Origin of the sequence: Bacillus sp. FSL R5-0523, from assembly GCF_037975295.1 — a bacterium.
Classification (GTDB): domain Bacteria; phylum Bacillota; class Bacilli; order Bacillales; family Bacillaceae; genus Bacillus; species Bacillus subtilis.
Window position 1 is genome coordinate 95,001 of the sequence record NZ_CP150251.1, and the last position, 24,398, is coordinate 119,398.

Genomic DNA, 24,398 nt, shown 5'->3' on the forward strand with positions numbered 1-24,398 from the left:
AATTGGTAGAGCAACTGACTTGTAATCAGTAGGTTGGGGGTTCAAGTCCTCTTGCCGGCACCACTTTTATATGATATAATACTCAAGTCTCTTGTAGAAGAGCCATTAGCTCAGTTGGTAGAGCATCTGACTTTTAATCAGAGGGTCGAAGGTTCGAGTCCTTCATGGCTCACCATTTTACGCGGGTGTGGCGGAATTGGCAGACGCGCTAGACTTAGGATCTAGTGTCTTTATGACGTGGGGGTTCAAGTCCCTTCACCCGCATTATATAGGATAACAGTTAGAAAAACTGGACATCCTGTCTGCGGAAGTAGTTCAGTGGTAGAACACCACCTTGCCAAGGTGGGGGTCGCGGGTTCGAATCCCGTCTTCCGCTCCAACTATACCATCCACGCCGGGGTGGTGGAATTGGCAGACACACAGGACTTAAAATCCTGCGGTAGGTGACTACCGTGCCGGTTCAAGTCCGGCCCTCGGCATTATGTTTTGCGCCCGTAGCTCAATTGGATAGAGCGTTTGACTACGGATCAAAAGGTTAGGGGTTCGACTCCTCTCGGGCGCGCCATATCTTTTAATAGAATAGATGGGAAATCGGGAAGTAGCTCAGCTTGGTAGAGCACATGGTTTGGGACCATGGGGTCGCAGGTTCGAATCCTGTCTTCCCGACCATTTTTTATGGGGCCTTAGCTCAGCTGGGAGAGCGCCTGCTTTGCACGCAGGAGGTCAGCGGTTCGATCCCGCTAGGCTCCACCAAAAGTTTTTAAAAAAGTTGTTGACTTTGAAGAAGTGACATTGTATACTAATAAAGTTGCTTTAACAAAGCGGACAAACAAAATGATCTTTGAAAACTAAACAAGACAAAACGTACCTGTTAATTCAGTTTTTAAAAATCGCACAGCAATGTGCGTAGTCAGTCAAACTACTTTATCGGAGAGTTTGATCCTGGCTCAGGACGAACGCTGGCGGCGTGCCTAATACATGCAAGTCGAGCGGACAGATGGGAGCTTGCTCCCTGATGTTAGCGGCGGACGGGTGAGTAACACGTGGGTAACCTGCCTGTAAGACTGGGATAACTCCGGGAAACCGGGGCTAATACCGGATGGTTGTTTGAACCGCATGGTTCAAACATAAAAGGTGGCTTCGGCTACCACTTACAGATGGACCCGCGGCGCATTAGCTAGTTGGTGAGGTAATGGCTCACCAAGGCGACGATGCGTAGCCGACCTGAGAGGGTGATCGGCCACACTGGGACTGAGACACGGCCCAGACTCCTACGGGAGGCAGCAGTAGGGAATCTTCCGCAATGGACGAAAGTCTGACGGAGCAACGCCGCGTGAGTGATGAAGGTTTTCGGATCGTAAAGCTCTGTTGTTAGGGAAGAACAAGTACCGTTCGAATAGGGCGGTACCTTGACGGTACCTAACCAGAAAGCCACGGCTAACTACGTGCCAGCAGCCGCGGTAATACGTAGGTGGCAAGCGTTGTCCGGAATTATTGGGCGTAAAGGGCTCGCAGGCGGTTTCTTAAGTCTGATGTGAAAGCCCCCGGCTCAACCGGGGAGGGTCATTGGAAACTGGGGAACTTGAGTGCAGAAGAGGAGAGTGGAATTCCACGTGTAGCGGTGAAATGCGTAGAGATGTGGAGGAACACCAGTGGCGAAGGCGACTCTCTGGTCTGTAACTGACGCTGAGGAGCGAAAGCGTGGGGAGCGAACAGGATTAGATACCCTGGTAGTCCACGCCGTAAACGATGAGTGCTAAGTGTTAGGGGGTTTCCGCCCCTTAGTGCTGCAGCTAACGCATTAAGCACTCCGCCTGGGGAGTACGGTCGCAAGACTGAAACTCAAAGGAATTGACGGGGGCCCGCACAAGCGGTGGAGCATGTGGTTTAATTCGAAGCAACGCGAAGAACCTTACCAGGTCTTGACATCCTCTGACAATCCTAGAGATAGGACGTCCCCTTCGGGGGCAGAGTGACAGGTGGTGCATGGTTGTCGTCAGCTCGTGTCGTGAGATGTTGGGTTAAGTCCCGCAACGAGCGCAACCCTTGATCTTAGTTGCCAGCATTCAGTTGGGCACTCTAAGGTGACTGCCGGTGACAAACCGGAGGAAGGTGGGGATGACGTCAAATCATCATGCCCCTTATGACCTGGGCTACACACGTGCTACAATGGACAGAACAAAGGGCAGCGAAACCGCGAGGTTAAGCCAATCCCACAAATCTGTTCTCAGTTCGGATCGCAGTCTGCAACTCGACTGCGTGAAGCTGGAATCGCTAGTAATCGCGGATCAGCATGCCGCGGTGAATACGTTCCCGGGCCTTGTACACACCGCCCGTCACACCACGAGAGTTTGTAACACCCGAAGTCGGTGAGGTAACCTTTTAGGAGCCAGCCGCCGAAGGTGGGACAGATGATTGGGGTGAAGTCGTAACAAGGTAGCCGTATCGGAAGGTGCGGCTGGATCACCTCCTTTCTAAGGATATTATACGGAATATAAGACCTTGGGTCTTATAAACAGAACGTTCCCTGTCTTGTTTAGTTTTGAAGGATCATTCCTTCGAAACGTGTTCTTTGAAAACTAGATAACAGTAGACATCACATTCAATTAGTAATACAAGATATCACATAGTGATTCTTTTTAACGGTTAAGTTAGAAAGGGCGCACGGTGGATGCCTTGGCACTAGGAGCCGATGAAGGACGGGACGAACACCGATATGCTTCGGGGAGCTGTAAGCAAGCTTTGATCCGGAGATTTCCGAATGGGGAAACCCACCACTCGTAATGGAGTGGTATCCATATCTGAATTCATAGGATATGAGAAGGCAGACCCGGGGAACTGAAACATCTAAGTACCCGGAGGAAGAGAAAGCAAATGCGATTCCCTGAGTAGCGGCGAGCGAAACGGGATCAGCCCAAACCAAGAGGCTTGCCTCTTGGGGTTGTAGGACACTCTGTACGGAGTTACAAAGGAACGAGGTAGATGAAGAGGTCTGGAAAGGCCCGCCATAGGAGGTAACAGCCCTGTAGTCAAAACTTCGTTCTCTCCTGAGTGGATCCTGAGTACGGCGGAACACGTGAAATTCCGTCGGAATCCGGGAGGACCATCTCCCAAGGCTAAATACTCCCTAGTGACCGATAGTGAACCAGTACCGTGAGGGAAAGGTGAAAAGCACCCCGGAAGGGGAGTGAAAGAGATCCTGAAACCGTGTGCCTACAAGTAGTCAGAGCCCGTTAACGGGTGATGGCGTGCCTTTTGTAGAATGAACCGGCGAGTTACGATCCCGTGCAAGGTTAAGCAGAAGATGCGGAGCCGCAGCGAAAGCGAGTCTGAATAGGGCGCATGAGTACGTGGTCGTAGACCCGAAACCAGGTGATCTACCCATGTCCAGGGTGAAGTTCAGGTAACACTGAATGGAGGCCCGAACCCACGCACGTTGAAAAGTGCGGGGATGAGGTGTGGGTAGGGGTGAAATGCCAATCGAACCTGGAGATAGCTGGTTCTCTCCGAAATAGCTTTAGGGCTAGCCTCAAGGTAAGAGTCTTGGAGGTAGAGCACTGATTGGACTAGGGGCCCCTACCGGGTTACCGAATTCAGTCAAACTCCGAATGCCAATGACTTATCCTTGGGAGTCAGACTGCGAGTGATAAGATCCGTAGTCGAAAGGGAAACAGCCCAGACCGCCAGCTAAGGTCCCAAAGTATACGTTAAGTGGAAAAGGATGTGGAGTTGCTTAGACAACCAGGATGTTGGCTTAGAAGCAGCCACCATTTAAAGAGTGCGTAATAGCTCACTGGTCGAGTGACTCTGCGCCGAAAATGTACCGGGGCTAAACGTATCACCGAAGCTGCGGACTGTTCTTCGAACAGTGGTAGGAGAGCGTTCTAAGGGCTGTGAAGCCAGACCGGAAGGACTGGTGGAGCGCTTAGAAGTGAGAATGCCGGTATGAGTAGCGAAAGAGGGGTGAGAATCCCCTCCACCGAATGCCTAAGGTTTCCTGAGGAAGGCTCGTCCGCTCAGGGTTAGTCGGGACCTAAGCCGAGGCCGAAAGGCGTAGGCGATGGACAACAGGTTGATATTCCTGTACCACCTCCTCACCATTTGAGCAATGGGGGGACGCAGGAGGATAGGGTAAGCGCGGTATTGGATATCCGCGTCCAAGCAGTTAGGCTGGGAAATAGGCAAATCCGTTTCCCATAAGGCTGAGCTGTGATGGCGAGCGAAATATAGTAGCGAAGTTCCTGATTCCACACTGCCAAGAAAAGCCTCTAGCGAGGTGAGAGGTGCCCGTACCGCAAACCGACACAGGTAGGCGAGGAGAGAATCCTAAGGTGATCGAGAGAACTCTCGTTAAGGAACTCGGCAAAATGACCCCGTAACTTCGGGAGAAGGGGTGCTCTGTTAGGGTGCAAGCCCGAGAGAGCCGCAGTGAATAGGCCCAGGCGACTGTTTAGCAAAAACACAGGTCTCTGCGAAGCCGTAAGGCGAAGTATAGGGGCTGACGCCTGCCCGGTGCTGGAAGGTTAAGAGGAGCGCTTAGCGTAAGCGAAGGTGCGAATTGAAGCCCCAGTAAACGGCGGCCGTAACTATAACGGTCCTAAGGTAGCGAAATTCCTTGTCGGGTAAGTTCCGACCCGCACGAAAGGCGCAACGATCTGGGCACTGTCTCAACGAGAGACTCGGTGAAATTATAGTACCTGTGAAGATGCAGGTTACCCGCGACAGGACGGAAAGACCCCGTGGAGCTTTACTGCAGCCTGATATTGAATGTTGGTACAGCTTGTACAGGATAGGTAGGAGCCTTGGAAACCGGAGCGCCAGCTTCGGTGGAGGCATCGGTGGGATACTACCCTGGCTGTATTGACCTTCTAACCCGCCGCCCTTATCGGGCGGGGAGACAGTGTCAGGTGGGCAGTTTGACTGGGGCGGTCGCCTCCTAAAAGGTAACGGAGGCGCCCAAAGGTTCCCTCAGAATGGTTGGAAATCATTCGCAGAGTGTAAAGGCACAAGGGAGCTTGACTGCGAGACCTACAAGTCGAGCAGGGACGAAAGTCGGGCTTAGTGATCCGGTGGTTCCGCATGGAAGGGCCATCGCTCAACGGATAAAAGCTACCCCGGGGATAACAGGCTTATCTCCCCCAAGAGTCCACATCGACGGGGAGGTTTGGCACCTCGATGTCGGCTCATCGCATCCTGGGGCTGTAGTCGGTCCCAAGGGTTGGGCTGTTCGCCCATTAAAGCGGTACGCGAGCTGGGTTCAGAACGTCGTGAGACAGTTCGGTCCCTATCCGTCGCGGGCGCAGGAAATTTGAGAGGAGCTGTCCTTAGTACGAGAGGACCGGGATGGACGCACCGCTGGTGTACCAGTTGTTCTGCCAAGGGCATCGCTGGGTAGCTATGTGCGGACGGGATAAGTGCTGAAAGCATCTAAGCATGAAGCCCCCCTCAAGATGAGATTTCCCATTCCGCAAGGAAGTAAGATCCCTGAAAGATGATCAGGTTGATAGGTCTGAGGTGGAAGTGTGGCGACACATGGAGCTGACAGATACTAATCGATCGAGGACTTAACCATATTTTTGAATGATGTCACATCTGTTATCTAGTTTTGAGAGAACACTCTCAATTTGTTTGGTGGCGATAGCGAAGAGGTCACACCCGTTCCCATACCGAACACGGAAGTTAAGCTCTTCAGCGCCGATGGTAGTCGGGGGTTTCCCCCTGTGAGAGTAGGACGCCGCCAAGCAAGCTTAAACCCAGCTCATTGAGCTGGGTTTTTTGTATTTTGGTTTATTGGTATCATAAAATTCCACTTAACTGTATAATATAATAACTTTATACCGAATTTTAAATCAGCAATCAGGTTTTGTGGACCGGGAAAATGGAAATAATAAAGGATAGAGCGAGAAAGTTGAAAATTCTCGAGAAACGGCTTATAGTAAGATTAAAGTCAAATATAGTCAAAGTCAGTAAAGGAGGGGGTTGAGTGGGACATAATATTTCTGACATCATTGAACAATATTTAAAACGAGTGTTAGATCAAAATGGCAAGGAAATTTTAGAGATTAAACGAAGTGAAATTGCAGATAAATTTCAATGCGTTCCTTCCCAAATAAATTATGTCATCAACACCAGATTTACAAGCGAAAGAGGATATATTGTTGAGAGCAAACGCGGGGGCGGCGGTTACATCAGAATCATTAAAATTAAAATGAACAATGAAGTTGTCCTAATCAATAATATTATTTCTCAAATTAATACCCATTTGTCTCAAGCAGCCTCTGATGACATTATTTTAAGGCTATTAGAAGACAAGGTAATTTCAGAAAGAGAAGCAAAAATGATGGTCAGCGTAATGGACCGCTCAGTTTTACACATTGACTTGCCTGAACGTGATGAATTAAGAGCGAGAATGATGAAGGCAATGCTGACTTCTTTAAAATTAAAATAAGCGGGTGAAAAGATTGATTTGTCAAGAGTGCCACGAGAGACCAGCCACTTTTCACTTTACAAAGGTTGTTAACGGAGAAAAAATAGAAGTTCATATTTGTGAACAATGTGCCAAAGAAAATAGTGATTCATATGGTATAAGTGCAAATCAGGGTTTCTCTATTCATAATTTACTTTCGGGTTTACTGAACATGGATTCTTCATTTCAAAATGCAGGAACTCAAATGTTCAGTCACTCGGAGCAAATATCTGCTTGTCCGAAATGCGGAATGACTTTTCAGCAATTCAGAAAAATTGGCCGTTTTGGATGTTCTGAATGTTACAAAACATTTCATAGCAACATTACACCAATCCTACGTAAAGTGCACAGCGGAAACACTGTGCATGCAGGTAAGATACCGAAACGAATAGGCGGCAATCTTCATGTCAGACGGCAGATTGATATGCTAAAAAAGGAATTAGAATCCTTAATCCATCAAGAAGAATTTGAAAATGCAGCTCATGTAAGAGATCAAATTCGTTCATTAGAACAATCACTCAAAAGTACAGATAGTGAGGAGGAACAGGAGTAATGTCGCTAAAGCATTTTATTCAGGATGCACTAAGCAGTTGGATGAAGCAGAAAGGACCTGAAAGTGACATTGTACTCAGCAGCCGCATACGTTTAGCAAGGAACTTTGAGCATATTCGGTTCCCTACGCGGTATTCCAATGAAGAAGCCTCATCCATCATACAGCAATTTGAAGATCAGTTTTCAGAGCAAGAAATTCCCGGAATCGGCAAATTTGTTTTGATTAGAATGAATGATGCACAGCCTTTAGAGAAGCGTGTACTTGTTGAAAAACATCTAATCAGTCCGAATCTGACAGAGTCTCCTTTTGGCGGCTGTTTGCTTTCTCAAAATGAGGAAGTAAGCGTCATGCTAAATGAAGAGGACCATATTAGAATTCAGTGTCTTTTCCCTGGATTTCAGCTTTTAGAAGCAATGAAAGCCGCAAACCAGGTCGACGACTGGATTGAAGAAAAAGTTGATTATGCATTCAATGAGCAAAGAGGTTACTTAACCAGCTGTCCTACAAACGTAGGTACAGGTTTAAGGGCTTCGGTCATGATGCATCTGCCGGCACTGGTTTTAACTAGGCAAATAAATCGAATTATACCGGCAATTAATCAATTAGGCTTAGTTGTTAGAGGAATTTATGGGGAAGGCAGCGAAGCAGTAGGGAATATCTTTCAAATTTCAAATCAGATCACGCTTGGTAAGTCAGAGCAGGATATTGTAGAGGATCTTAACAGTGTTGCTGCTCAGTTGATTGAACAAGAACGATCTGCCCGAGAAGCGATTTATCAAACTTCTAAAATCGAACTTGAGGATCGGGTATATCGGTCTTATGGGGTCTTGTCTAATTGCCGGATGATAGAATCGAAAGAAACTGCAAAGTGCCTTTCAGATGTTCGGTTAGGCATAGACCTAGGCATTATAAAAGGACTTTCAAGCAACATACTTAACGAACTTATGATTTTGACGCAGCCAGGGTTTTTACAGCAATACTCGGGAGGCGCTTTGCGTCCGAACGAAAGGGACATTCGAAGAGCGGCTCTCATCAGAGAACGGCTTCACTTAGAAATGAATGGGAAAAGACAGGAGGATGAATCGATATGATGTTTGGAAGATTTACAGAACGAGCTCAAAAAGTACTGGCGCTAGCACAGGAAGAAGCACTTCGGTTAGGTCATAATAACATTGGCACTGAGCATATTTTATTAGGACTGGTAAGAGAAGGAGAGGGCATTGCTGCTAAAGCTCTTCAAGCGCTTGGACTCGGTTCAGATAAAATTCAGAAAGAAGTAGAAAGTTTGATCGGGCGCGGGCAGGAAATGTCTCAAACGATTCATTATACTCCTAGAGCTAAAAAAGTCATTGAGCTTTCAATGGATGAGGCAAGAAAACTCGGTCATTCTTATGTTGGAACAGAACATATTCTTCTTGGTCTGATTCGTGAAGGAGAAGGTGTTGCTGCGAGAGTTCTGAATAATCTCGGTGTCAGCTTAAATAAAGCAAGACAGCAGGTGCTCCAGCTTCTAGGAAGTAATGAAACAGGATCATCAGCGGCAGGAACAAACAGCAATGCGAATACGCCTACGCTTGACAGCTTGGCAAGAGACTTAACTGCTATTGCGAAGGAAGACAGCCTTGACCCTGTAATCGGCAGAAGCAAGGAGATCCAGCGTGTCATTGAAGTGTTAAGCCGCAGAACGAAAAACAACCCTGTTCTCATTGGGGAACCAGGTGTAGGTAAAACGGCAATCGCAGAAGGTTTGGCACAGCAAATTATCAATAATGAAGTACCCGAAATTTTGCGTGATAAACGTGTGATGACATTAGACATGGGAACAGTTGTTGCCGGCACAAAATACCGCGGAGAATTTGAGGATCGCCTGAAGAAGGTCATGGATGAAATTCGCCAGGCAGGAAATATCATTCTATTCATCGATGAACTCCATACATTAATCGGGGCAGGCGGAGCAGAAGGTGCTATTGATGCATCTAATATTTTAAAACCTTCACTTGCTCGCGGCGAACTCCAATGTATTGGTGCAACGACTCTTGATGAGTACCGTAAATATATTGAAAAAGATGCAGCACTGGAACGCCGTTTTCAGCCGATTCAGGTTGATCAGCCATCTGTAGATGAAAGTATTCAAATTTTACAAGGTCTGCGTGACAGATACGAAGCCCACCACCGCGTTTCTATCACTGATGATGCCATTGAAGCTGCGGTTAAGCTTTCTGACAGATATATTTCTGACCGCTTCCTTCCGGATAAAGCAATTGACTTGATCGATGAAGCAGGTTCAAAGGTGAGACTGCGCTCATTTACAACACCTCCTAACTTAAAAGAGCTTGAGCAGAAGCTTGATGAGGTTCGTAAAGAGAAGGATGCAGCAGTGCAAAGCCAAGAGTTTGAAAAAGCTGCTTCCTTGCGTGATACTGAACAACGCCTGCGCGAGCAAGTAGAGGATACGAAGAAATCATGGAAAGAGAAGCAAGGGCAGGAAAACTCAGAGGTTACTGTAGATGATATTGCGATGGTTGTATCCAGCTGGACCGGTGTGCCTGTATCTAAAATCGCCCAAACTGAAACTGATAAGCTTCTCAATATGGAAAACATTCTTCATTCCCGGGTCATCGGCCAGGATGAAGCAGTTGTAGCTGTTGCAAAAGCCGTCAGACGTGCGAGAGCAGGATTGAAAGATCCTAAACGCCCAATTGGCTCATTCATTTTCTTAGGCCCTACAGGTGTAGGTAAAACAGAGCTTGCACGAGCACTCGCTGAATCCATTTTTGGTGATGAAGAATCCATGATCAGAATTGATATGTCTGAATACATGGAAAAACACTCAACTTCAAGACTTGTTGGTTCACCTCCGGGATATGTGGGATATGATGAAGGCGGTCAATTGACAGAGAAAGTCAGAAGAAAACCTTACTCTGTCGTGCTTCTTGATGAGATCGAGAAAGCGCACCCTGATGTCTTCAATATCCTTCTGCAAGTTCTTGAAGACGGACGATTGACTGATTCTAAAGGACGCACAGTCGATTTCCGCAATACCATTCTGATCATGACATCAAACGTCGGAGCAAGTGAGCTGAAACGCAATAAATATGTCGGCTTTAACGTTCAGGATGAAACTCAAAATCATAAAGACATGAAAGATAAAGTGATGGGTGAATTGAAACGAGCGTTCAGACCTGAGTTCATCAACCGTATTGATGAAATCATTGTCTTCCATTCACTTGAGAAAAAACATCTTACTGAAATTGTGTCATTAATGTCTGATCAATTAACGAAACGCCTGAAAGAACAAGATCTTTCTATCGAATTGACAGATGCAGCAAAAGCGAAAGTCGCGGAAGAGGGCGTTGACCTGGAATACGGTGCCCGTCCGTTAAGAAGAGCGATCCAAAAACATGTCGAGGATCGTTTATCTGAAGAACTCCTCAGAGGAAATATTCATAAAGGACAGCATATTGTTCTTGATGTAGAAGATGGCGAATTTGTCGTAAAAACGACTGCTAAAACGAATTAATATAGAAGACGGAAATGAGGCATACAGCATGTAAGTGTATGCCTCACTTTCATATCAAGAAATAGAACAAGGGAGAGGTCTTACACTATATATGGCTAAAACAAAATCGAAATTCATCTGCCAATCCTGCGGCTACGAGTCTCCAAAATGGATGGGGAAATGTCCGGGCTGCGGTGCTTGGAATACAATGGTGGAAGAAATGATTAAAAAAGCACCGGCCAATCGGAGAGCGGCTTTTTCTCATTCTGTTCAAACTGTACAGAAACCTTCACCTATTACATCAATCGAAACATCAGAAGAACCCCGCGTCAAAACCCAGCTTGGCGAGTTTAACAGAGTACTCGGCGGAGGTGTCGTTAAAGGCTCCCTCGTTTTAATTGGCGGTGATCCTGGTATCGGAAAGTCAACGCTATTACTGCAGGTTTCCGCTCAATTATCAGGCTCATCAAACAGTGTCCTGTATATTTCGGGAGAAGAATCTGTAAAGCAAACGAAGCTGCGGGCAGACCGTCTCGGCATTAATAATCCGTCACTGCATGTTTTATCTGAAACCGATATGGAGTATATTTCGTCTGCTATACAAGAGATGAATCCAGCGTTTGTCGTTGTTGACTCTATTCAAACGGTTTACCAAAGCGATATTACATCGGCTCCAGGCAGTGTGTCACAGGTCAGAGAATGTACCGCTGAGCTGATGAAAATTGCAAAAACAAAAGGTATTCCGATTTTTATCGTAGGGCACGTGACGAAAGAAGGGTCTATTGCAGGTCCGAGACTGTTGGAGCATATGGTTGACACTGTTTTATATTTTGAAGGAGAACGCCACCATACTTTCCGTATTTTGCGGGCTGTAAAAAACCGTTTCGGATCTACAAACGAAATGGGCATTTTCGAAATGCGGGAAGAGGGGCTCACTGAGGTTTTGAATCCTTCGGAAATTTTCTTAGAAGAACGCTCTGCTGGTTCCGCAGGCTCGAGTATCACTGCCTCTATGGAGGGCACTAGACCGATTCTCGTTGAAATTCAGGCGCTCATCTCGCCAACAAGCTTTGGCAACCCAAGGCGTATGGCAACGGGAATAGACCATAACAGGGTTTCTCTGTTAATGGCTGTGTTAGAAAAAAGAGTAGGGCTGCTGCTGCAAAATCAGGATGCTTATTTGAAAGTGGCTGGCGGCGTTAAGCTTGATGAACCGGCAATTGATCTTGCGATTGTGATTAGTATCGCATCAAGCTTTAGAGACACACCTCCAAATCCTGCAGATTGTTTTATTGGAGAAGTGGGATTAACCGGAGAAGTCCGGCGGGTTTCAAGAATTGAACAGCGTGTGAAAGAAGCGGCAAAGCTTGGTTTTAAACGCATGATCATACCCGCGGCAAATCTGGACGGATGGACAAAACCAAAAGGGATTGAGGTTATCGGAGTAGCAAATGTTGCAGAAGCGCTTCGTACTTCATTAGGAGGATAATAGATGGAAAAAGAGAAAAAAGGGGCGAAACACGAGTTAGACCTGTCATCTATATTGCAGTTTGTTGCTCCGGGTACACCGCTCAGAGCGGGGATGGAAAACGTCTTGAGAGCAAATACAGGCGGTCTGATTGTTGTTGGATATAATGATAAAGTAAAAGAAGTGGTGGACGGCGGCTTTCACATAAACACGGCTTTTTCTCCGGCGCATTTATATGAGTTGGCTAAAATGGATGGAGCGATCATTTTAAGTGATTCGGGTCAAAAGATCCTCTACGCGAATACTCAGCTGATGCCGGATGCCACAATTTCTTCATCAGAAACAGGAATGCGGCACAGAACTGCCGAAAGAGTAGCTAAGCAAACTGGCTGTCTTGTGATCGCTATTTCTGAAAGAAGAAATGTCATAACGTTATATCAGGAAAACATGAAGTATACACTAAAAGACATAGGATTTATTTTAACCAAGGCGAACCAAGCCATTCAAACACTTGAAAAATATAAGACAATCCTCGATAAAACGATTAATGCACTGAACGCGTTAGAGTTTGAGGAACTTGTCACCTTCAGTGATGTCTTGTCTGTCATGCATCGTTATGAAATGGTACTGAGAATCAAAAACGAAATTAATATGTACATCAAAGAGCTGGGGACAGAAGGGCATCTGATCAAACTGCAAGTCATTGAACTGATTACGGATATGGAAGAAGAGGCCGCTTTATTTATTAAGGACTATGTAAAAGAAAAGATTAAAGATCCGTTTGTTCTCTTGAAGGAGCTGCAGGATATGTCCAGTTATGATCTGCTGGATGATTCCATTGTGTATAAGCTTCTCGGTTACCCTGCTTCTACTAATCTTGATGATTATGTATTGCCGAGAGGATACAGGCTGTTAAATAAGATACCGCGTCTTCCGATGCCGATTGTTGAAAATGTTGTAGAAGCATTTGGAGTCCTACCAAGGATTATTGAGGCGAGTGCAGAAGAATTAGATGAAGTAGAGGGAATCGGTGAAGTACGAGCCCAAAAAATCAAAAAAGGATTAAAACGCCTGCAAGAGAAGCATTATTTAGACAGACAACTGTGATTTCGGTTAAAACCTTATGAATACGGGTATATTAATGTTGGTTTTTGTTTATTCTGATATTCGTAGGATGCATAAGACTTTGTGAAATTAAAATGTTAAAAAAGGAGGTGGGGGTATGTTAAAACGAATAGTTCAGGCGTTCTTCATTATTTTTGGCGGCGTTGTTGGTATATTTTTGATACCTGAATTGTTTGTACTGTTAAATATACAGGACATACCTTTAATAACAAACGCATATACGTCTGCGGCAATAGGAGCAATTATCTTTTTTCTCATCAGTATATGGGGTACAGAATACGTTGTGAACTGGGTGAAGTGGATAGAGGATTCATTGTTAAAAGCGCCGGTTCCAGATTTGTTATTTGGAAGTCTTGGCTTAGTTTTTGGACTTATAATTGCTTATCTTATCGTAAATGTTATTCCTTTAGACAATATACCTTACCGCATATTCAGCACAATAATTCCTGTATTTTTGGCTTTCTTCCTCGGTTATCTGGGCTTCCAGGTGGGCTTTAAGAAAAAGGATGAATTGATCAGCCTGTTTTCCATTTCCGCCAGAATGCAAAAGAAAAAAGGAACAGCTGATGAAGAACATGAGGTTCAAGACAAGAAGCTGAAAATTTTGGACACTAGTGTTATTATTGATGGGAGAATAGCAGATATTTGTCAGACTGGTTTTTTAGAGGGAGTTATCGTGATTCCGCAGTTTGTCCTTGAGGAATTGCAGCATATTGCAGACTCTTCAGATGTTTTAAAACGAAACAGAGGACGCCGCGGTCTTGATATCCTGAACCGCATTCAGAAAGAATTAGACATTGAAGTTGAAATTTACGAAGGCGACTTTGAAGATATTCAGGAGGTTGACAGCAAGCTCGTCAAACTTGCTAAGCTGACATCCGGGGTCGTTGTGACGAATGATTTTAATTTAAATAAAGTGTGCGAGCTTCAGAAGGTAGCAGTATTAAACATTAATGACCTTGCCAATGCGGTCAAGCCTGTTGTGCTTCCTGGCGAGGAAATGAATGTTCAGGTCATTAAGGACGGGAAAGAGCATAATCAGGGAGTTGCCTACTTGGATGACGGTACGATGATTGTCGTTGAAGAAGGACGAAATTATATCGGCAAGCATATTGATGTACTCGTCACAAGTGTGCTGCAGACAGCAGCGGGACGAATGATTTTTGCGAAGCCTAAGCTGTTGGAGAAGGCGCTCTAAAGGGAGAAGAAACAATGAGTTATGATGTGGTGATTCCTGCAGCCGGACAGGGAAAGCGGATGAAGGCAGGGAGAAATAAACTGTTCATTGAGCTGAAAGGAGACCCGGTGATCATACACACGTTAAGAGTGTTTGACAGCCACCGGCAGTGCGATAAAATCATTTTGGTGATTAACGAGCAGGAGCGGGAGCACTTTCAGCAATTGCTGTGCGATTACCCGTTTCAAACTTCGATTGAGCTTGTTGCAGGCGGAGATGAGCGTCAGCACAGTGTGTATAAGGGGCTGAAAGCCGTAAAGCAGGAAAAAATTGTCCTTGTACATGACGGTGCCCGCCCATTTATAAAACATGAACAAATTGACGAACTGATCGCAGAGGCGGAACAGACAGGAGCGGCCATCCTTGCTGTTCCGGTAAAAGATACGATTAAACGCGTTCAAGATTTACAAGTCAGTGAGACGATTGAACGTTCAAGCTTGTGGGCTGTCCAAACGCCACAAGCTTTTCGTCTTTCTTTATTGATGAAGGCTCACGCTGAGGCCGAGCGCAAGGGATTTTTAGGGACGGATGACGCCAGCCTCGTTGAACAGATGGAGGGCGGTTCGGTCCGTGTTGTAGAAGGCAGCTATACAAATATTAAGCTGACGACGCCAGACGATTTGACGTCAGCTGAAGCTATCATGGAATCAGAAAGTGGGAATAAACATGTTTAGAATAGGACAAGGATTTGATGTGCATCAATTAGTGGAGGACCGTCCTCTCATTATTGGCGGAATTGAAATCCCGTACGAAAAAGGGCTGCTTGGCCATTCTGATGCAGACGTATTGCTGCATACTGTCGCTGACGCCTGCCTGGGAGCTGTGGGTGAAGGAGACATCGGCAAGCATTTTCCTGACACAGATCCCGAGTTCAAGGACGCAGATTCTTTCAAATTACTTCAGCATGTCTGGGGAATCGTGAAACAGAAAGGGTATGTCCTTGGGAACATTGATTGCACCATCATAGCGCAAAAGCCGAAGATGCTGCCGTACATAGAAGATATGAGAAAAAGAATTGCTGAAGGCCTTGAGGCAGATGTTTCTCAAGTAAATGTAAAAGCAACAACGACAGAAAAGCTTGGATTTACAGGCCGGGCGGAAGGAATAGCGGCTCAGGCGACAGTACTGATACAAAAAGGCTAACTTGTTTTGATGCCGGGTCTATTTGGTGGTAGAATAGATTCATACATTTTTGCCTGAGGCCATACATGACATGAAAGGAAGTATTTGAAAATGGGAAACGAAGTACGCGTCCGTTATGCACCGAGTCCAACCGGACATTTGCATATTGGAAATGCCAGAACGGCGCTTTTTAATTATTTATTTGCCCGCAATCAAGGCGGTAAGTTTATCATTCGAGTTGAGGATACAGATAAAAAGCGCAATATTGAGGGCGGAGAACAAAGCCAGCTGAATTATCTGAAGTGGCTAGGTATTGACTGGGATGAGAGTGTGGATGTCGGAGGAGAGTACGGCCCATACCGTCAGTCAGAGCGTAACGATATCTATAAAGTGTACTATGAAGAGCTTCTTGAAAAAGGGCTTGCTTATAAATGTTACTGTACGGAAGAAGAGCTTGAAAAAGAGCGTGAAGAACAGATTGCCCGCGGAGAAATGCCTCGTTATTCCGGAAAACACAGAGACCTGACTCAGGAAGAACAGGAGAAATTTATCGCTGAAGGCAGAAAACCGAGTATTCGTTTCCGCGTGCCGGAAGGAAAAATCATCGCCTTCAATGATATCGTAAAAGGCGAAATTTCTTTTGAATCAGATGGCATCGGCGACTTTGTTATTGTGAAAAAGGACGGAACGCCGACTTACAACTTCGCGGTAGCGATTGATGATTACTTAATGAAAATGACACACGTGCTGCGCGGTGAGGATCATATTTCTAACACACCGAAACAGATTATGATTTATCAAGCATTCGGATGGGATATTCCTCAGTTCGGACACATGACGCTGATCGTAAACGAAAGCCGTAAAAAGCTCAGTAAACGTGATGAATCCATTATTCAATTCATCGAGCAGTACAAAGAGCTTGGCTACCTGCCAGAAGCACTGTTCAACTTTATCGGCCTGTTAGGCTGGTCACCGGTTGGAGAAGAAGAGCTTTTCACAAAAGAGCAGTTTATTGAAATTTTTGATGTAAATCGTTTATCTAAATCACCAGCTTTGTTTGATATGCATAAGCTAAAATGGGTTAACAACCAATATGTGAAGAAGCTGGATCTTGATCAGGTTGTTGAATTGACGCTTCCGCATTTGCAAAAAGCCGGCAAAGTTGGCACTGAGCTTTCTGCTGAAGAACAAGAATGGGTTCGTAAACTGATTTCCCTGTATCATGAGCAATTAAGCTACGGTGCGGAAATTGTTGAGCTGACTGATTTGTTCTTTACGGATGAGATCGAGTATAATCAAGAAGCGAAAGCTGTTCTGGAAGAAGAACAGGTTCCTGAAGTGCTCAGCACATTCGCAGCGAAGCTTGAAGAGCTTGAGGAGTTCACTCCGGATAACATCAAAGCATCGATCAAAGCAGTGCAGAAAGAAACTGGCCATAAAGGGAAAAAACTGTTTATGCCGATTCGTGTTGCTGTAACAGGGCAAACTCACGGTCCGGAACTGCCGCAATCAATTGAATTGATCGGTAAAGAGACTGCAATTCAGCGTTTGAAAAATATCTAAATAAATGATTGTTGATAGGGAAGAGTATAAAGCTTTAGGCCATTACAGAAAGGATCTCCATTGGCTGAGAGAGATCCATGAGCCGGGTTTTAGAAGTGCGCCCTTAAGACCTTTGAAGAACGTTTTTTGAAACCAGTATTCAAAGGCGGCCGCCGCCGTTACAGGCTGAAGTTGGGAGAGCAGAAGTCTGCTTTTCAAACAGAGTGGAACCGCGCGGTTAAAGCGTCTCTGTCATGTTTACATGCAGAGACGCTTTTTTTATTGGGTAGTAGAGGAAATCAGATAGAGAAACGGGGGGGAAGCATGTGTTTTTTAGAATGCTCAAAGAAGACATTGATACTGTGTTCGATCAAGATCCCGCAGCAAGAAGCTATTTTGAAGTGATTTTAACTTATTCCGGTTTACATGCTATATGGGCGCATCGGATTGCACATGCTTTATATAAACGAAAATTTTATTTCCTTGCACGCCTTATATCTCAAGTAAGCCGATTTTTTACCGGGATAGAAATCCACCCCGGCGCTACAATCGGGAGAAGATTTTTCATAGACCACGGCATGGGGGTTGTCATTGGGGAGACATGTGAAATCGGCAATAACGTAACCGTTTTTCAGGGGGTTACCCTCGGGGGAACGGGGAAAGAAAAGGGAAAAAGGCACCCAACGATTAAAGATGACGCATTGATAGCCACAGGTGCTAAAGTGCTCGGTTCTATTACGGTCGGTGAAGGCTCAAAGATTGGGGCTGGTTCAGTAGTGCTGCATGATGTTCCTGATTTTTCAACAGTTGTCGGTATCCCTGGACGGGTCGTTGTACAAAATGGCAAGAAAGTAAGACGCGATTTAAACCATCAGGATTTGCCCGATCCAGTTGCTGACCGCTTTAAGTCTTTGGAACAGCAGATTTTAGAGCTGAAGGCAGAACTTGAAGACAGAAAAGAAAGGATCAATCAAAAATGACAATCACACTTTATAATACATTGACTAGACAGAAGGAAACATTTGTTCCTCTTGAAGAGGGAAAAGTGAAAATGTATGTATGCGGACCCACGGTTTACAATTACATTCATATCGGGAACGCGCGTCCGGCAATCGTTTACGATACGGTTCGAAACTATTTAGAGTATAAAGGCTATGATGTGCAGTATGTCTCTAACTTCACAGACGTAGACGATAAATTAATTAAAGCGGCAAATGAACTCGGTGAGGATGTACCCACCATTTCAGAGCGTTTTATTAAAGCATATTTTGAAGATGTAGGTGCACTCGGATGCCGAAAAGCCGACCTTCATCCGCGAGTGATGGAAAACATGGATGCCATTATCGAATTCGTAGATCAGCTCGTGAAAAAGGGCTACGCTTATGAATCAGAAGGTGACGTTTATTTCAAAACAAGAGCGTTTGAAGGATACGGAAAGCTTTCTCAGCAATCAATCGATGAGCTAAGATCAGGTGCACGCATCCGGGTCGGCGAGAAAAAAGAAGATGCTCTTGATTTCGCACTGTGGAAAGCGGCAAAAGAAGGAGAAATCTCTTGGGATAGCCCTTGGGGGAAAGGACGTCCGGGCTGGCACATTGAATGCTCAGCAATGGTGAAAAAGTATCTCGGTGACCAGATTGATATCCATGCGGGCGGACAGGATTTAACATTCCCTCACCATGAAAACGAAATTGCGCAATCTGAGGCGCTAACAGGCAAAACGTTTGCGAAGTACTGGCTTCATAATGGTTATATCAATATTGATAATGAAAAAATGTCAAAATCACTAGGCAACTTTGTGCTTGTGCATGACATCATTAAACAGCATGATCCGCAGCTTTTGAGATTCTTTATGCTATCTGTTCATTATCGCCATCCGATTAACTATTCAGAAGAGCTTCTGGAGAATACGAAAAGCGCGTTCAACCGTTTAAAAACAGCGTACAGCAATCTTCAGCACCGTCTGAACAGCAGTACGAATTTAACCGAAGATGACGATCAATGGCTTGAAAAAGTTGAAGAACACCGCAAAGCATTCGAAGAAGCGATGGACGATGATTTTAATACGGCGAATGCCATTTCAGTCTTGTTTGACTTAGCGAAACACGCCAATTATTATCTTCAGAAAGATCATACGGCTGATCATGTGATTACGGCGTTTATTGAGATGTTTGACCGCATTGTTTCTGTCCTCGGTTTTTCGTTGGGTGAGCAGGAACTTCTCGATCAAGAGATTGAAGACTTAATCGAAAAGCGAAATGAAGCGCGCCGGAATCGCGATTTTGCATTGTCAGACCAGATCCGCGACCAGCTGAAAAGCATGAATATCATTCTTGAAGATACGGCTCAAGGCACTCGCTGGAAACGGGGAGAATAACAGATGCTTGAATTTGATACGATAAAAGATTCTAAGCAGCTTAACGGTCTTGCGCTTGCTTATATAGGTGATGCCATTTTTGAAGTGTATGTCAGGCATCACCTGCTTAAGCAGGGCTTTACCAAACCAAATGATCTTCATAAGAAATCAAGCCGGATTGTTTCAGCAAAGTCACAGGCTGAGATCCTATTTTTTCTGCAGAATCAATCATTTTTTACGGAAGAAGAGGAAGCGGTGCTGAAAAGAGGCAGAAATGCCAAGTCAGGGACAACACCTAAAAATACAGATGTTCAGACGTACCGCTACAGTACAGCATTTGAAGCGCTTCTGGGCTACCTTTTTCTAGAGAAAAAAGAGGAACGACTTAGTCAGCTCGTAGCCGAAGCTATACAATTCGGGACGTCAGGGAGGAAAACAAATGAGTCAGCAACATGATTACGTCATAGGGAAAAATGCAGTGATCGAGACGTTAAAATCTGATCGGAAGCTGTATAAGCTGTGGATGGCGGAAAACACCGTAAAGGGACAAGCGCAGCAAGTGATTGAGCTTGCCAAAAAGCAGGGAATCACGATTCAATACGTCCCGAGAAAAAAACTCGATCAAATGGTGACAGGACAGCATCAGGGCGTAGTGGCACAGGTTGCAGCGTATGAATATGCAGAACTGGACGATTTATATAAAGCAGCCGAAGAAAAAAATGAACAGCCTTTCTTCCTCATTCTGGACGAGCTTGAAGACCCTCATAATCTTGGTTCCATTATGAGGACAGCAGATGCGGTCGGCGCTCATGGCATCGTTATTCCAAAACGGAGAGCTGTCGGGCTGACAACAACAGTGGCAAAAGCTTCAACAGGAGCAATTGAGCACATTCCTGTAGCAAGAGTCACCAATTTGGCACGGACGTTAGAGGAGATGAAAGAGCGGGGAATCTGGGTTGTCGGAACGGATGCGTCCGCGCGTGAGGATTACCGCAATATGGACGGCAATATGCCTTTGGCTCTAGTCATCGGAAGTGAAGGAAAAGGGATGGGCCGCCTTGTGAAGGAAAAGTGCGATTTTCTCATTAAACTCCCGATGGCCGGAAAGGTAACTTCACTAAATGCATCTGTCGCGGCTGGTCTTTTGATGTATGAAGTCTACCGGAAACGAAACCCTCTGGGAGAATAAAGACCCATGGATATCCTGTTAGTAGACGGGTACAACATGATTGGAGCCTGGCCGCAGCTGAAGGATTTAAAAGCGAACAGTTTTGAAGAGGCGAGAGACGTACTGATTCAGAAAATGGCGGAATATCAATCGTATACAGGAAACAGGGTTATTGTTGTTTTTGACGCGCATCTCGTAAAAGGGCTTGAGAAAAAACAGACCAACCATAGAGTTGAAGTAATTTTTACAAAAGAAAATGAGACGGCTGATGAGCGGATAGAAAAGCTCGCTCAGGCTTTGAATAATATTGCGACTCAAATTCACGTTGCGACCTCTGACTATACTGAGCAGTGGGCGATTTTCGGACAGGGGGCATTGCGGAAATCGGCCCGGGAGCTTTTGAGAGAGGTAGAAACAATTGAAAGGCGAATAGAGAGACGGGTAAGAAAAATCACTTCCGAAAAGCCGGCGGGTAAAATTGCTTTATCGGAAGAGGTTTTGAAAACGTTTGAAAAGTGGAGGCGGGGAGACTTAGATTAAGTTGACGCTTTTTTGCCCAATACTGTATAATATTTCTATCTACGTGCGCCGGGGGGATCGGAGTGAATCTACAGAACAACAAGGGAAAATTCAACAAAGAGCAGTTTTGCCAGTTGGAGGACGAGCAGGTCATTGAAAAGGTTCATGTTGGGGACAGTGATGCGTTAGATTACTTGATTACGAAGTACCGAAACTTTGTTCGGGCAAAAGCAAGATCCTATTTCTTAATAGGGGCGGACAGAGAGGATATTGTTCAGGAAGGCATGATAGGCCTCTATAAGTCTATTCGTGACTTCAAAGAGGACAAGCTTACCTCATTCAAAGCTTTCGCAGAATTATGTATTACCCGCCAAATTATTACCGCAATAAAGACAGCTACTCGCCAGAAACACATTCCTTTGAATTCCTACGTCTCATTAGATAAACCGATTTTTGATGAAGAATCAGACCGAACGCTGCTGGATGTCATTTCAGGAGCGAAAACCTTAAATCCTGAGGAAATGATCATTAATCAGGAAGAATTTGATGATATTGAAATGAAAATGGGAGAACTATTAAGTGATTTAGAGAGAAAAGTACTCGTCTTATATCTCGACGGGAGAAGTTACCAAGAGATTTCTGATGAACTGAACCGACATGTGAAATCGATCGACAATGCCCTTCAGCGTGTGAAACGCAAGCTGGAGAAGTACTTGGAAATTCGTGAAATCAGTTTGTAATAGGAATTTATGCTATATTGACAGTATTTTTCTGACTATGATATGTTACTAAAGATAAGAACTAATGTCTATTTAGAAAAAGGTGTAATGACATGAGAAAAAAGATTACGTTAGCATGCAAGACATGCGGAAACCGTAATTATACGACAATGAAGAGCTCTGCATCAGCGGCTGAGCGATTAGAAGTAAAGAAATACTGCAGTACTTGCAATTCACATACAGCTCATCTTGAAACAAAATAGTTTTTGCGCTTTTAAATTGTGGAGGTCTTTTACATGCGTATTATGAAATTCTTTAAAGATGTTGGGAAAGAAATGAAAAAGGTAAGCTGGCCTAAAGGAAAAGAGTTAACGCGTTATACCATTACGGTAATTTCAACAGTTATCTTTTTTGTTATCTTTTTTGCCCTCCTTGACACAGGAATTTCTCAATTAATTCGTTTAATAGTTGAATAATGATCAGCAATACGTGCTATAATAGATCATAATATTACTTGCCAAAACCCGTTCAGCGGGTTTTTTATTGTGGCTTAAAATGAAAGTTATCATAGGCTTGCCGCCTATTTTTTGAAGCGTTATGGTAATTCACTAAAACCAAATGCGGGGAGGGAAGGACTGGACAGTCCTGAATAGAATGGAAAAGAATTGGTATGTTGTTCACACGTACTCTGGTTATGAGAATAAAGTAAAAGCCAACTTGGAAAAACGTGTTGAATCAATGGGGATGCAGGATAAAATTTTCCGTGTAGTCGTACCCGAAGAAGAAGAAACAGATATCAAAAACGGCAAGAAAAAAGTCGTGAAAAAGAAAGTATTCCCTGGTTATGTGCTTGTTGAAATTGTAATGACAGACGACTCTTGGTATGTTGTCCGCAACACGCCGGGCGTTACTGGATTCGTAGGATCTGCCGGGTCAGGTTCAAAACCGACGCCGCTTCTTCCGGGCGAAGCAGAAACCATTCTGAAGAGAATGGGCATGGATGAACGAAAAACTGATATTGACTTTGAACTGAAAGAGACAGTGAAAGTAATAGACGGACCTTTTGCTAACTTTACAGGATCAATTGAAGAGATTGATTATGATAAAAGCAAGGTCAAAGTTTTCGTTAATATGTTTGGCCGTGAAACGCCGGTTGAGCTGGAATTTACCCAAATCGATAAATTGTAATGTGAAAAAACTTGAAATTGCTATATATAAATGATAATATAGCAAAGGTACGTCTTGGACTTATCCAAGGCAACTAGCATGATATTTCGTCATTCATATAAAGAATGAAACCTTGAGTGGGAGGGTTTACCCTATTACCACATCACGGACTTAAGGAGGTGTGTCTCGTGGCTAAAAAAGTAGTTAAAGTTGTAAAATTGCAAATTCCTGCTGGAAAAGCTAACCCAGCACCACCAGTTGGACCTGCACTTGGTCAAGCCGGTGTTAACATCATGGGATTCTGTAAGGAGTTTAACGCTCGTACAGCTGACCAAGCTGGTTTAATCATTCCTGTTGAAATTTCGGTTTACGAAGACCGTTCATTTACATTTATTACAAAAACTCCACCTGCTGCAGTATTGCTTAAAAAAGCAGCTGGAATTGAGTCTGGTTCTGGTGAACCAAACCGTAATAAAGTGGCAACCGTTAAGCGCGATAAAGTACGCGAAATCGCTGAAACGAAAATGCCTGACTTAAACGCAGCAGACGTTGAAGCGGCAATGCGCATGGTTGAAGGTACTGCCCGCAGTATGGGTATTGTAATCGAGGATTAATTTGTTTCTTGTCGGGTTGCGAGTTTTAACAAGTTCGCAACCCTTATTCGTGGGAGGTTATTCCGCTATAACCACATAAGGAGGAAATTTTAAAATGGCTAAAAAAGGTAAAAAGTACGTTGAAGCTGCTAAGCTTGTAGACCGTTCTAAAGCTTACGACGTCTCTGAAGCAGTAGCTCTCGTTAAAAAAACAAACACAGCTAAATTCGACGCTACAGTTGAAGTGGCTTTCCGTTTAGGGGTTGACCCTCGTAAAAACGACCAGCAAATCCGTGGAGCAGTTGTGCTTCCAAACGGAACTGGTAAAACTCAGCGCGTTCTCGTTTTCGCAAAAGGCGAAAAAGCGAAAGAAGCTGAAGCTGCTGGTGCAGATTTCGTAGGCGACACTGACTACATCAACAAAATTCAACAAGGCTGGTTCGATTTCGATGTTATCGTAGCTACACCTGACATGATGGGTGAAGTTGGTAAAATCGGTCGTGTACTTGGACCAAAAGGTTTAATGCCAAACCCTAAAACTGGTACAGTTACTTTCGAAGTTGAAAAAGCGATCGGCGAAATCAAAGCTGGTAAAGTTGAATACCGCGTTGATAAAGCTGGAAACATTCATGTTCCTATCGGTAAAGTTTCTTTCGAGGATGAAAAACTTGTTGAGAACTTCACAACAATGTACGATACAATCCTTAAAGCTAAACCTGCTGCAGCTAAAGGCGTTTACGTGAAAAACGTTGCTGTTACTTCTACTATGGGACCTGGTGTCAAAGTAGACTCTTCAACTTTTAACGTAAAATAATATTGACATGACATCAACATTCTGATATTATTCAAAATGTTGTAAAATAG

The 24,398-nt window shown here is 44.6% G+C and carries 21 protein-coding genes, 8 tRNA genes, 3 rRNA genes and 2 other annotated features (2 of these 34 cut by a window edge); all 32 genes read left to right on the plus strand.

What is annotated here, in order from left to right; all coding sequences use genetic code 11:
* Window positions 1-63, plus strand: a tRNA-Thr gene (locus NYE53_RS00505) (it extends 13 nt beyond the left edge of the window).
* Window positions 64-99: 36 nt separating this feature from the next.
* Window positions 100-175 (plus strand) — tRNA-Lys (locus NYE53_RS00510).
* 6 nt (window positions 176-181) lie between these two features.
* Window positions 182-264: transfer RNA gene (locus tag NYE53_RS00515), tRNA-Leu, on the plus strand.
* 40 nt (window positions 265-304) lie between these two features.
* Window positions 305-379: transfer RNA gene (locus NYE53_RS00520), tRNA-Gly, on the plus strand.
* 14 nt (window positions 380-393) lie between these two features.
* Window positions 394-479: transfer RNA gene (locus tag NYE53_RS00525), tRNA-Leu, on the plus strand.
* A gap of 9 nt (window positions 480-488) precedes the next feature.
* Window positions 489-565: transfer RNA gene (locus NYE53_RS00530), tRNA-Arg, on the plus strand.
* 27 nt (window positions 566-592) lie between these two features.
* A tRNA-Pro gene (locus NYE53_RS00535) sits at window positions 593-669 on the plus strand.
* Between the two features lie 8 nt (window positions 670-677).
* Window positions 678-753: transfer RNA gene (locus tag NYE53_RS00540), tRNA-Ala, on the plus strand.
* Between the two features lie 171 nt (window positions 754-924).
* Window positions 925-2,474, plus strand: a 16S ribosomal RNA gene (locus NYE53_RS00545).
* Between the two features lie 170 nt (window positions 2,475-2,644).
* A 23S ribosomal RNA gene (locus NYE53_RS00550) occupies window positions 2,645-5,572 on the plus strand.
* 55 nt (window positions 5,573-5,627) lie between these two features.
* Window positions 5,628-5,743: ribosomal RNA gene (gene rrf / locus NYE53_RS00555) — 5S ribosomal RNA — on the plus strand.
* Together the 16S, 23S and 5S rRNA genes with 8 tRNA genes alongside form the textbook arrangement of a ribosomal RNA operon.
* A gap of 240 nt (window positions 5,744-5,983) precedes the next feature.
* Window positions 5,984-6,448, plus strand: coding sequence for a transcriptional regulator CtsR (ctsR, locus tag NYE53_RS00560; protein WP_003225724.1), 465 nt, complete (start codon window positions 5,984-5,986; stop codon window positions 6,446-6,448).
* A 13-nt stretch (window positions 6,449-6,461) separates the two neighbouring features.
* Entirely contained in the window at window positions 6,462-7,019 is a 558-nt protein-coding gene (gene mcsA, locus NYE53_RS00565) for a protein-arginine kinase activator protein McsA (protein WP_015252993.1), read from the plus strand.
* Window positions 7,019-8,110, plus strand: a complete 1,092-nt coding sequence (locus NYE53_RS00570) for a protein arginine kinase (protein ID WP_339246720.1) — start codon at window positions 7,019-7,021, stop codon at window positions 8,108-8,110. Before mcsA ends, NYE53_RS00570 begins: the two co-directional genes overlap by 1 nt.
* The gene (gene clpC, locus NYE53_RS00575; protein ID WP_014475592.1) at window positions 8,107-10,539 is read left to right on the plus strand and encodes an ATP-dependent protease ATP-binding subunit ClpC; all 2,433 of its coding nucleotides are present in this window, start codon (window positions 8,107-8,109) and stop codon (window positions 10,537-10,539) included. The genes NYE53_RS00570 and clpC overlap by 4 nt, the downstream gene beginning before the upstream one ends.
* Window positions 10,540-10,630: 91 nt before the next feature.
* Complete coding sequence (gene radA, locus NYE53_RS00580; protein ID WP_014475593.1) at window positions 10,631-12,007, plus strand: DNA repair protein RadA; 1,377 nt, start codon at window positions 10,631-10,633, stop codon at window positions 12,005-12,007.
* Window positions 12,008-12,010: 3 nt separating this feature from the next.
* Complete coding sequence (gene disA, locus NYE53_RS00585; RefSeq protein WP_003225736.1) at window positions 12,011-13,093, plus strand: DNA integrity scanning diadenylate cyclase DisA; 1,083 nt, start codon at window positions 12,011-12,013, stop codon at window positions 13,091-13,093.
* Between the two features lie 115 nt (window positions 13,094-13,208).
* Window positions 13,209-14,309, plus strand: a complete 1,101-nt coding sequence (locus NYE53_RS00590) for a PIN/TRAM domain-containing protein (RefSeq protein ID WP_003235014.1) — start codon at window positions 13,209-13,211, stop codon at window positions 14,307-14,309.
* 14 nt (window positions 14,310-14,323) lie between these two features.
* The gene (gene ispD / locus NYE53_RS00595; RefSeq protein WP_339246723.1) at window positions 14,324-15,022 is read left to right on the plus strand and encodes a 2-C-methyl-D-erythritol 4-phosphate cytidylyltransferase; all 699 of its coding nucleotides are present in this window, start codon (window positions 14,324-14,326) and stop codon (window positions 15,020-15,022) included.
* Window positions 15,015-15,491: a 2-C-methyl-D-erythritol 2,4-cyclodiphosphate synthase gene (gene ispF / locus NYE53_RS00600; RefSeq protein WP_339246725.1), complete on the plus strand. Its 477-nt coding sequence runs from the start codon at window positions 15,015-15,017 to the stop codon at window positions 15,489-15,491. Before ispD ends, ispF begins: the two co-directional genes overlap by 8 nt.
* A gap of 90 nt (window positions 15,492-15,581) precedes the next feature.
* Window positions 15,582-17,033, plus strand: coding sequence for a glutamate--tRNA ligase (gltX, locus tag NYE53_RS00605; protein ID WP_014478617.1), 1,452 nt, complete (start codon window positions 15,582-15,584; stop codon window positions 17,031-17,033).
* A gap of 2 nt (window positions 17,034-17,035) precedes the next feature.
* Window positions 17,036-17,266: a binding site (T-box leader), on the plus strand.
* A 72-nt stretch (window positions 17,267-17,338) separates the two neighbouring features.
* On the plus strand, window positions 17,339-17,992 hold the full coding sequence (gene cysE / locus NYE53_RS00610) for a serine O-acetyltransferase (RefSeq protein ID WP_003225749.1): 654 nt from the start codon (window positions 17,339-17,341) through the stop codon (window positions 17,990-17,992).
* Window positions 17,989-19,389 carry a cysteine--tRNA ligase gene (cysS, locus tag NYE53_RS00615; RefSeq protein WP_014478619.1) on the plus strand — a complete coding sequence of 467 codons (1,401 nt, stop codon included), beginning with the start codon at window positions 17,989-17,991 and terminating at the stop codon, window positions 19,387-19,389. The genes cysE and cysS overlap by 4 nt, the downstream gene beginning before the upstream one ends.
* A gap of 3 nt (window positions 19,390-19,392) precedes the next feature.
* Entirely contained in the window at window positions 19,393-19,824 is a 432-nt protein-coding gene (locus NYE53_RS00620; RefSeq protein WP_004399685.1) for a mini-ribonuclease 3, read from the plus strand.
* Window positions 19,808-20,557, plus strand: a complete 750-nt coding sequence (gene rlmB / locus NYE53_RS00625) for a 23S rRNA (guanosine(2251)-2'-O)-methyltransferase RlmB (RefSeq protein WP_014475598.1) — start codon at window positions 19,808-19,810, stop codon at window positions 20,555-20,557. The genes NYE53_RS00620 and rlmB overlap by 17 nt, the downstream gene beginning before the upstream one ends.
* A 6-nt stretch (window positions 20,558-20,563) precedes the next feature.
* Entirely contained in the window at window positions 20,564-21,076 is a 513-nt protein-coding gene (rae1, locus tag NYE53_RS00630; protein ID WP_003235032.1) for a ribosome-dependent mRNA decay endonuclease Rae1/YacP, read from the plus strand.
* Between the two features lie 62 nt (window positions 21,077-21,138).
* On the plus strand, window positions 21,139-21,795 hold the full coding sequence (gene sigH / locus NYE53_RS00635; RefSeq protein WP_003225758.1) for an RNA polymerase sporulation sigma factor SigH: 657 nt from the start codon (window positions 21,139-21,141) through the stop codon (window positions 21,793-21,795).
* Window positions 21,796-21,887: 92 nt separating this feature from the next.
* Window positions 21,888-22,037, plus strand: coding sequence for a 50S ribosomal protein L33 (gene rpmG / locus NYE53_RS00640; protein ID WP_003156421.1), 150 nt, complete (start codon window positions 21,888-21,890; stop codon window positions 22,035-22,037).
* Between the two features lie 33 nt (window positions 22,038-22,070).
* Window positions 22,071-22,250, plus strand: a complete 180-nt coding sequence (gene secE / locus NYE53_RS00645) for a preprotein translocase subunit SecE (protein WP_004399676.1) — start codon at window positions 22,071-22,073, stop codon at window positions 22,248-22,250.
* 178 nt (window positions 22,251-22,428) lie between these two features.
* Window positions 22,429-22,962 carry a transcription termination/antitermination protein NusG gene (gene nusG, locus NYE53_RS00650; RefSeq protein WP_003225764.1) on the plus strand — a complete coding sequence of 178 codons (534 nt, stop codon included), beginning with the start codon at window positions 22,429-22,431 and terminating at the stop codon, window positions 22,960-22,962.
* A gap of 167 nt (window positions 22,963-23,129) precedes the next feature.
* Entirely contained in the window at window positions 23,130-23,555 is a 426-nt protein-coding gene (gene rplK / locus NYE53_RS00655) for a 50S ribosomal protein L11 (protein WP_003156430.1), read from the plus strand.
* A 94-nt stretch (window positions 23,556-23,649) separates the two neighbouring features.
* On the plus strand, window positions 23,650-24,348 hold the full coding sequence (rplA, locus tag NYE53_RS00660) for a 50S ribosomal protein L1 (RefSeq protein WP_003235040.1): 699 nt from the start codon (window positions 23,650-23,652) through the stop codon (window positions 24,346-24,348).
* 45 nt (window positions 24,349-24,393) lie between these two features.
* Window positions 24,394-24,398: a sequence feature (ribosomal protein L10 leader region), on the plus strand; it runs 136 nt beyond the window's last position.

Bases quoted from the DNA above. Each gene is read 5' to 3' on its own strand.
- NYE53_RS00620 (WP_004399685.1), top strand. From the start codon at position 19,393: ATGCTTGAATTTGATACGATAAAAGATTCTAAGCAGCTTAACGGTCTT.
- rlmB (WP_014475598.1), top strand. From the start codon at position 19,808: ATGAGTCAGCAACATGATTACGTCATAGGGAAAAATGCAGTGATCGAG.
- clpC (WP_014475592.1), top strand. From the start codon at position 8,107: ATGATGTTTGGAAGATTTACAGAACGAGCTCAAAAAGTACTGGCGCTA.
- rpmG (WP_003156421.1), top strand. From the start codon at position 21,888: ATGAGAAAAAAGATTACGTTAGCATGCAAGACATGCGGAAACCGTAAT.
- NYE53_RS00570 (WP_339246720.1), top strand. From the start codon at position 7,019: ATGTCGCTAAAGCATTTTATTCAGGATGCACTAAGCAGTTGGATGAAG.
- cysS (WP_014478619.1), top strand. From the start codon at position 17,989: ATGACAATCACACTTTATAATACATTGACTAGACAGAAGGAAACATTT.
- nusG (WP_003225764.1), top strand. From the start codon at position 22,429: ATGGAAAAGAATTGGTATGTTGTTCACACGTACTCTGGTTATGAGAAT.
- radA (WP_014475593.1), top strand. From the start codon at position 10,631: ATGGCTAAAACAAAATCGAAATTCATCTGCCAATCCTGCGGCTACGAG.
- secE (WP_004399676.1), top strand. From the start codon at position 22,071: ATGCGTATTATGAAATTCTTTAAAGATGTTGGGAAAGAAATGAAAAAG.
- ispD (WP_339246723.1), top strand. From the start codon at position 14,324: ATGAGTTATGATGTGGTGATTCCTGCAGCCGGACAGGGAAAGCGGATG.
- disA (WP_003225736.1), top strand. From the start codon at position 12,011: ATGGAAAAAGAGAAAAAAGGGGCGAAACACGAGTTAGACCTGTCATCT.
- rae1 (WP_003235032.1), top strand. From the start codon at position 20,564: ATGGATATCCTGTTAGTAGACGGGTACAACATGATTGGAGCCTGGCCG.
- ispF (WP_339246725.1), top strand. From the start codon at position 15,015: ATGTTTAGAATAGGACAAGGATTTGATGTGCATCAATTAGTGGAGGAC.
- NYE53_RS00590 (WP_003235014.1), top strand. From the start codon at position 13,209: ATGTTAAAACGAATAGTTCAGGCGTTCTTCATTATTTTTGGCGGCGTT.
- rplA (WP_003235040.1), top strand. From the start codon at position 23,650: ATGGCTAAAAAAGGTAAAAAGTACGTTGAAGCTGCTAAGCTTGTAGAC.
- gltX (WP_014478617.1), top strand. From the start codon at position 15,582: ATGGGAAACGAAGTACGCGTCCGTTATGCACCGAGTCCAACCGGACAT.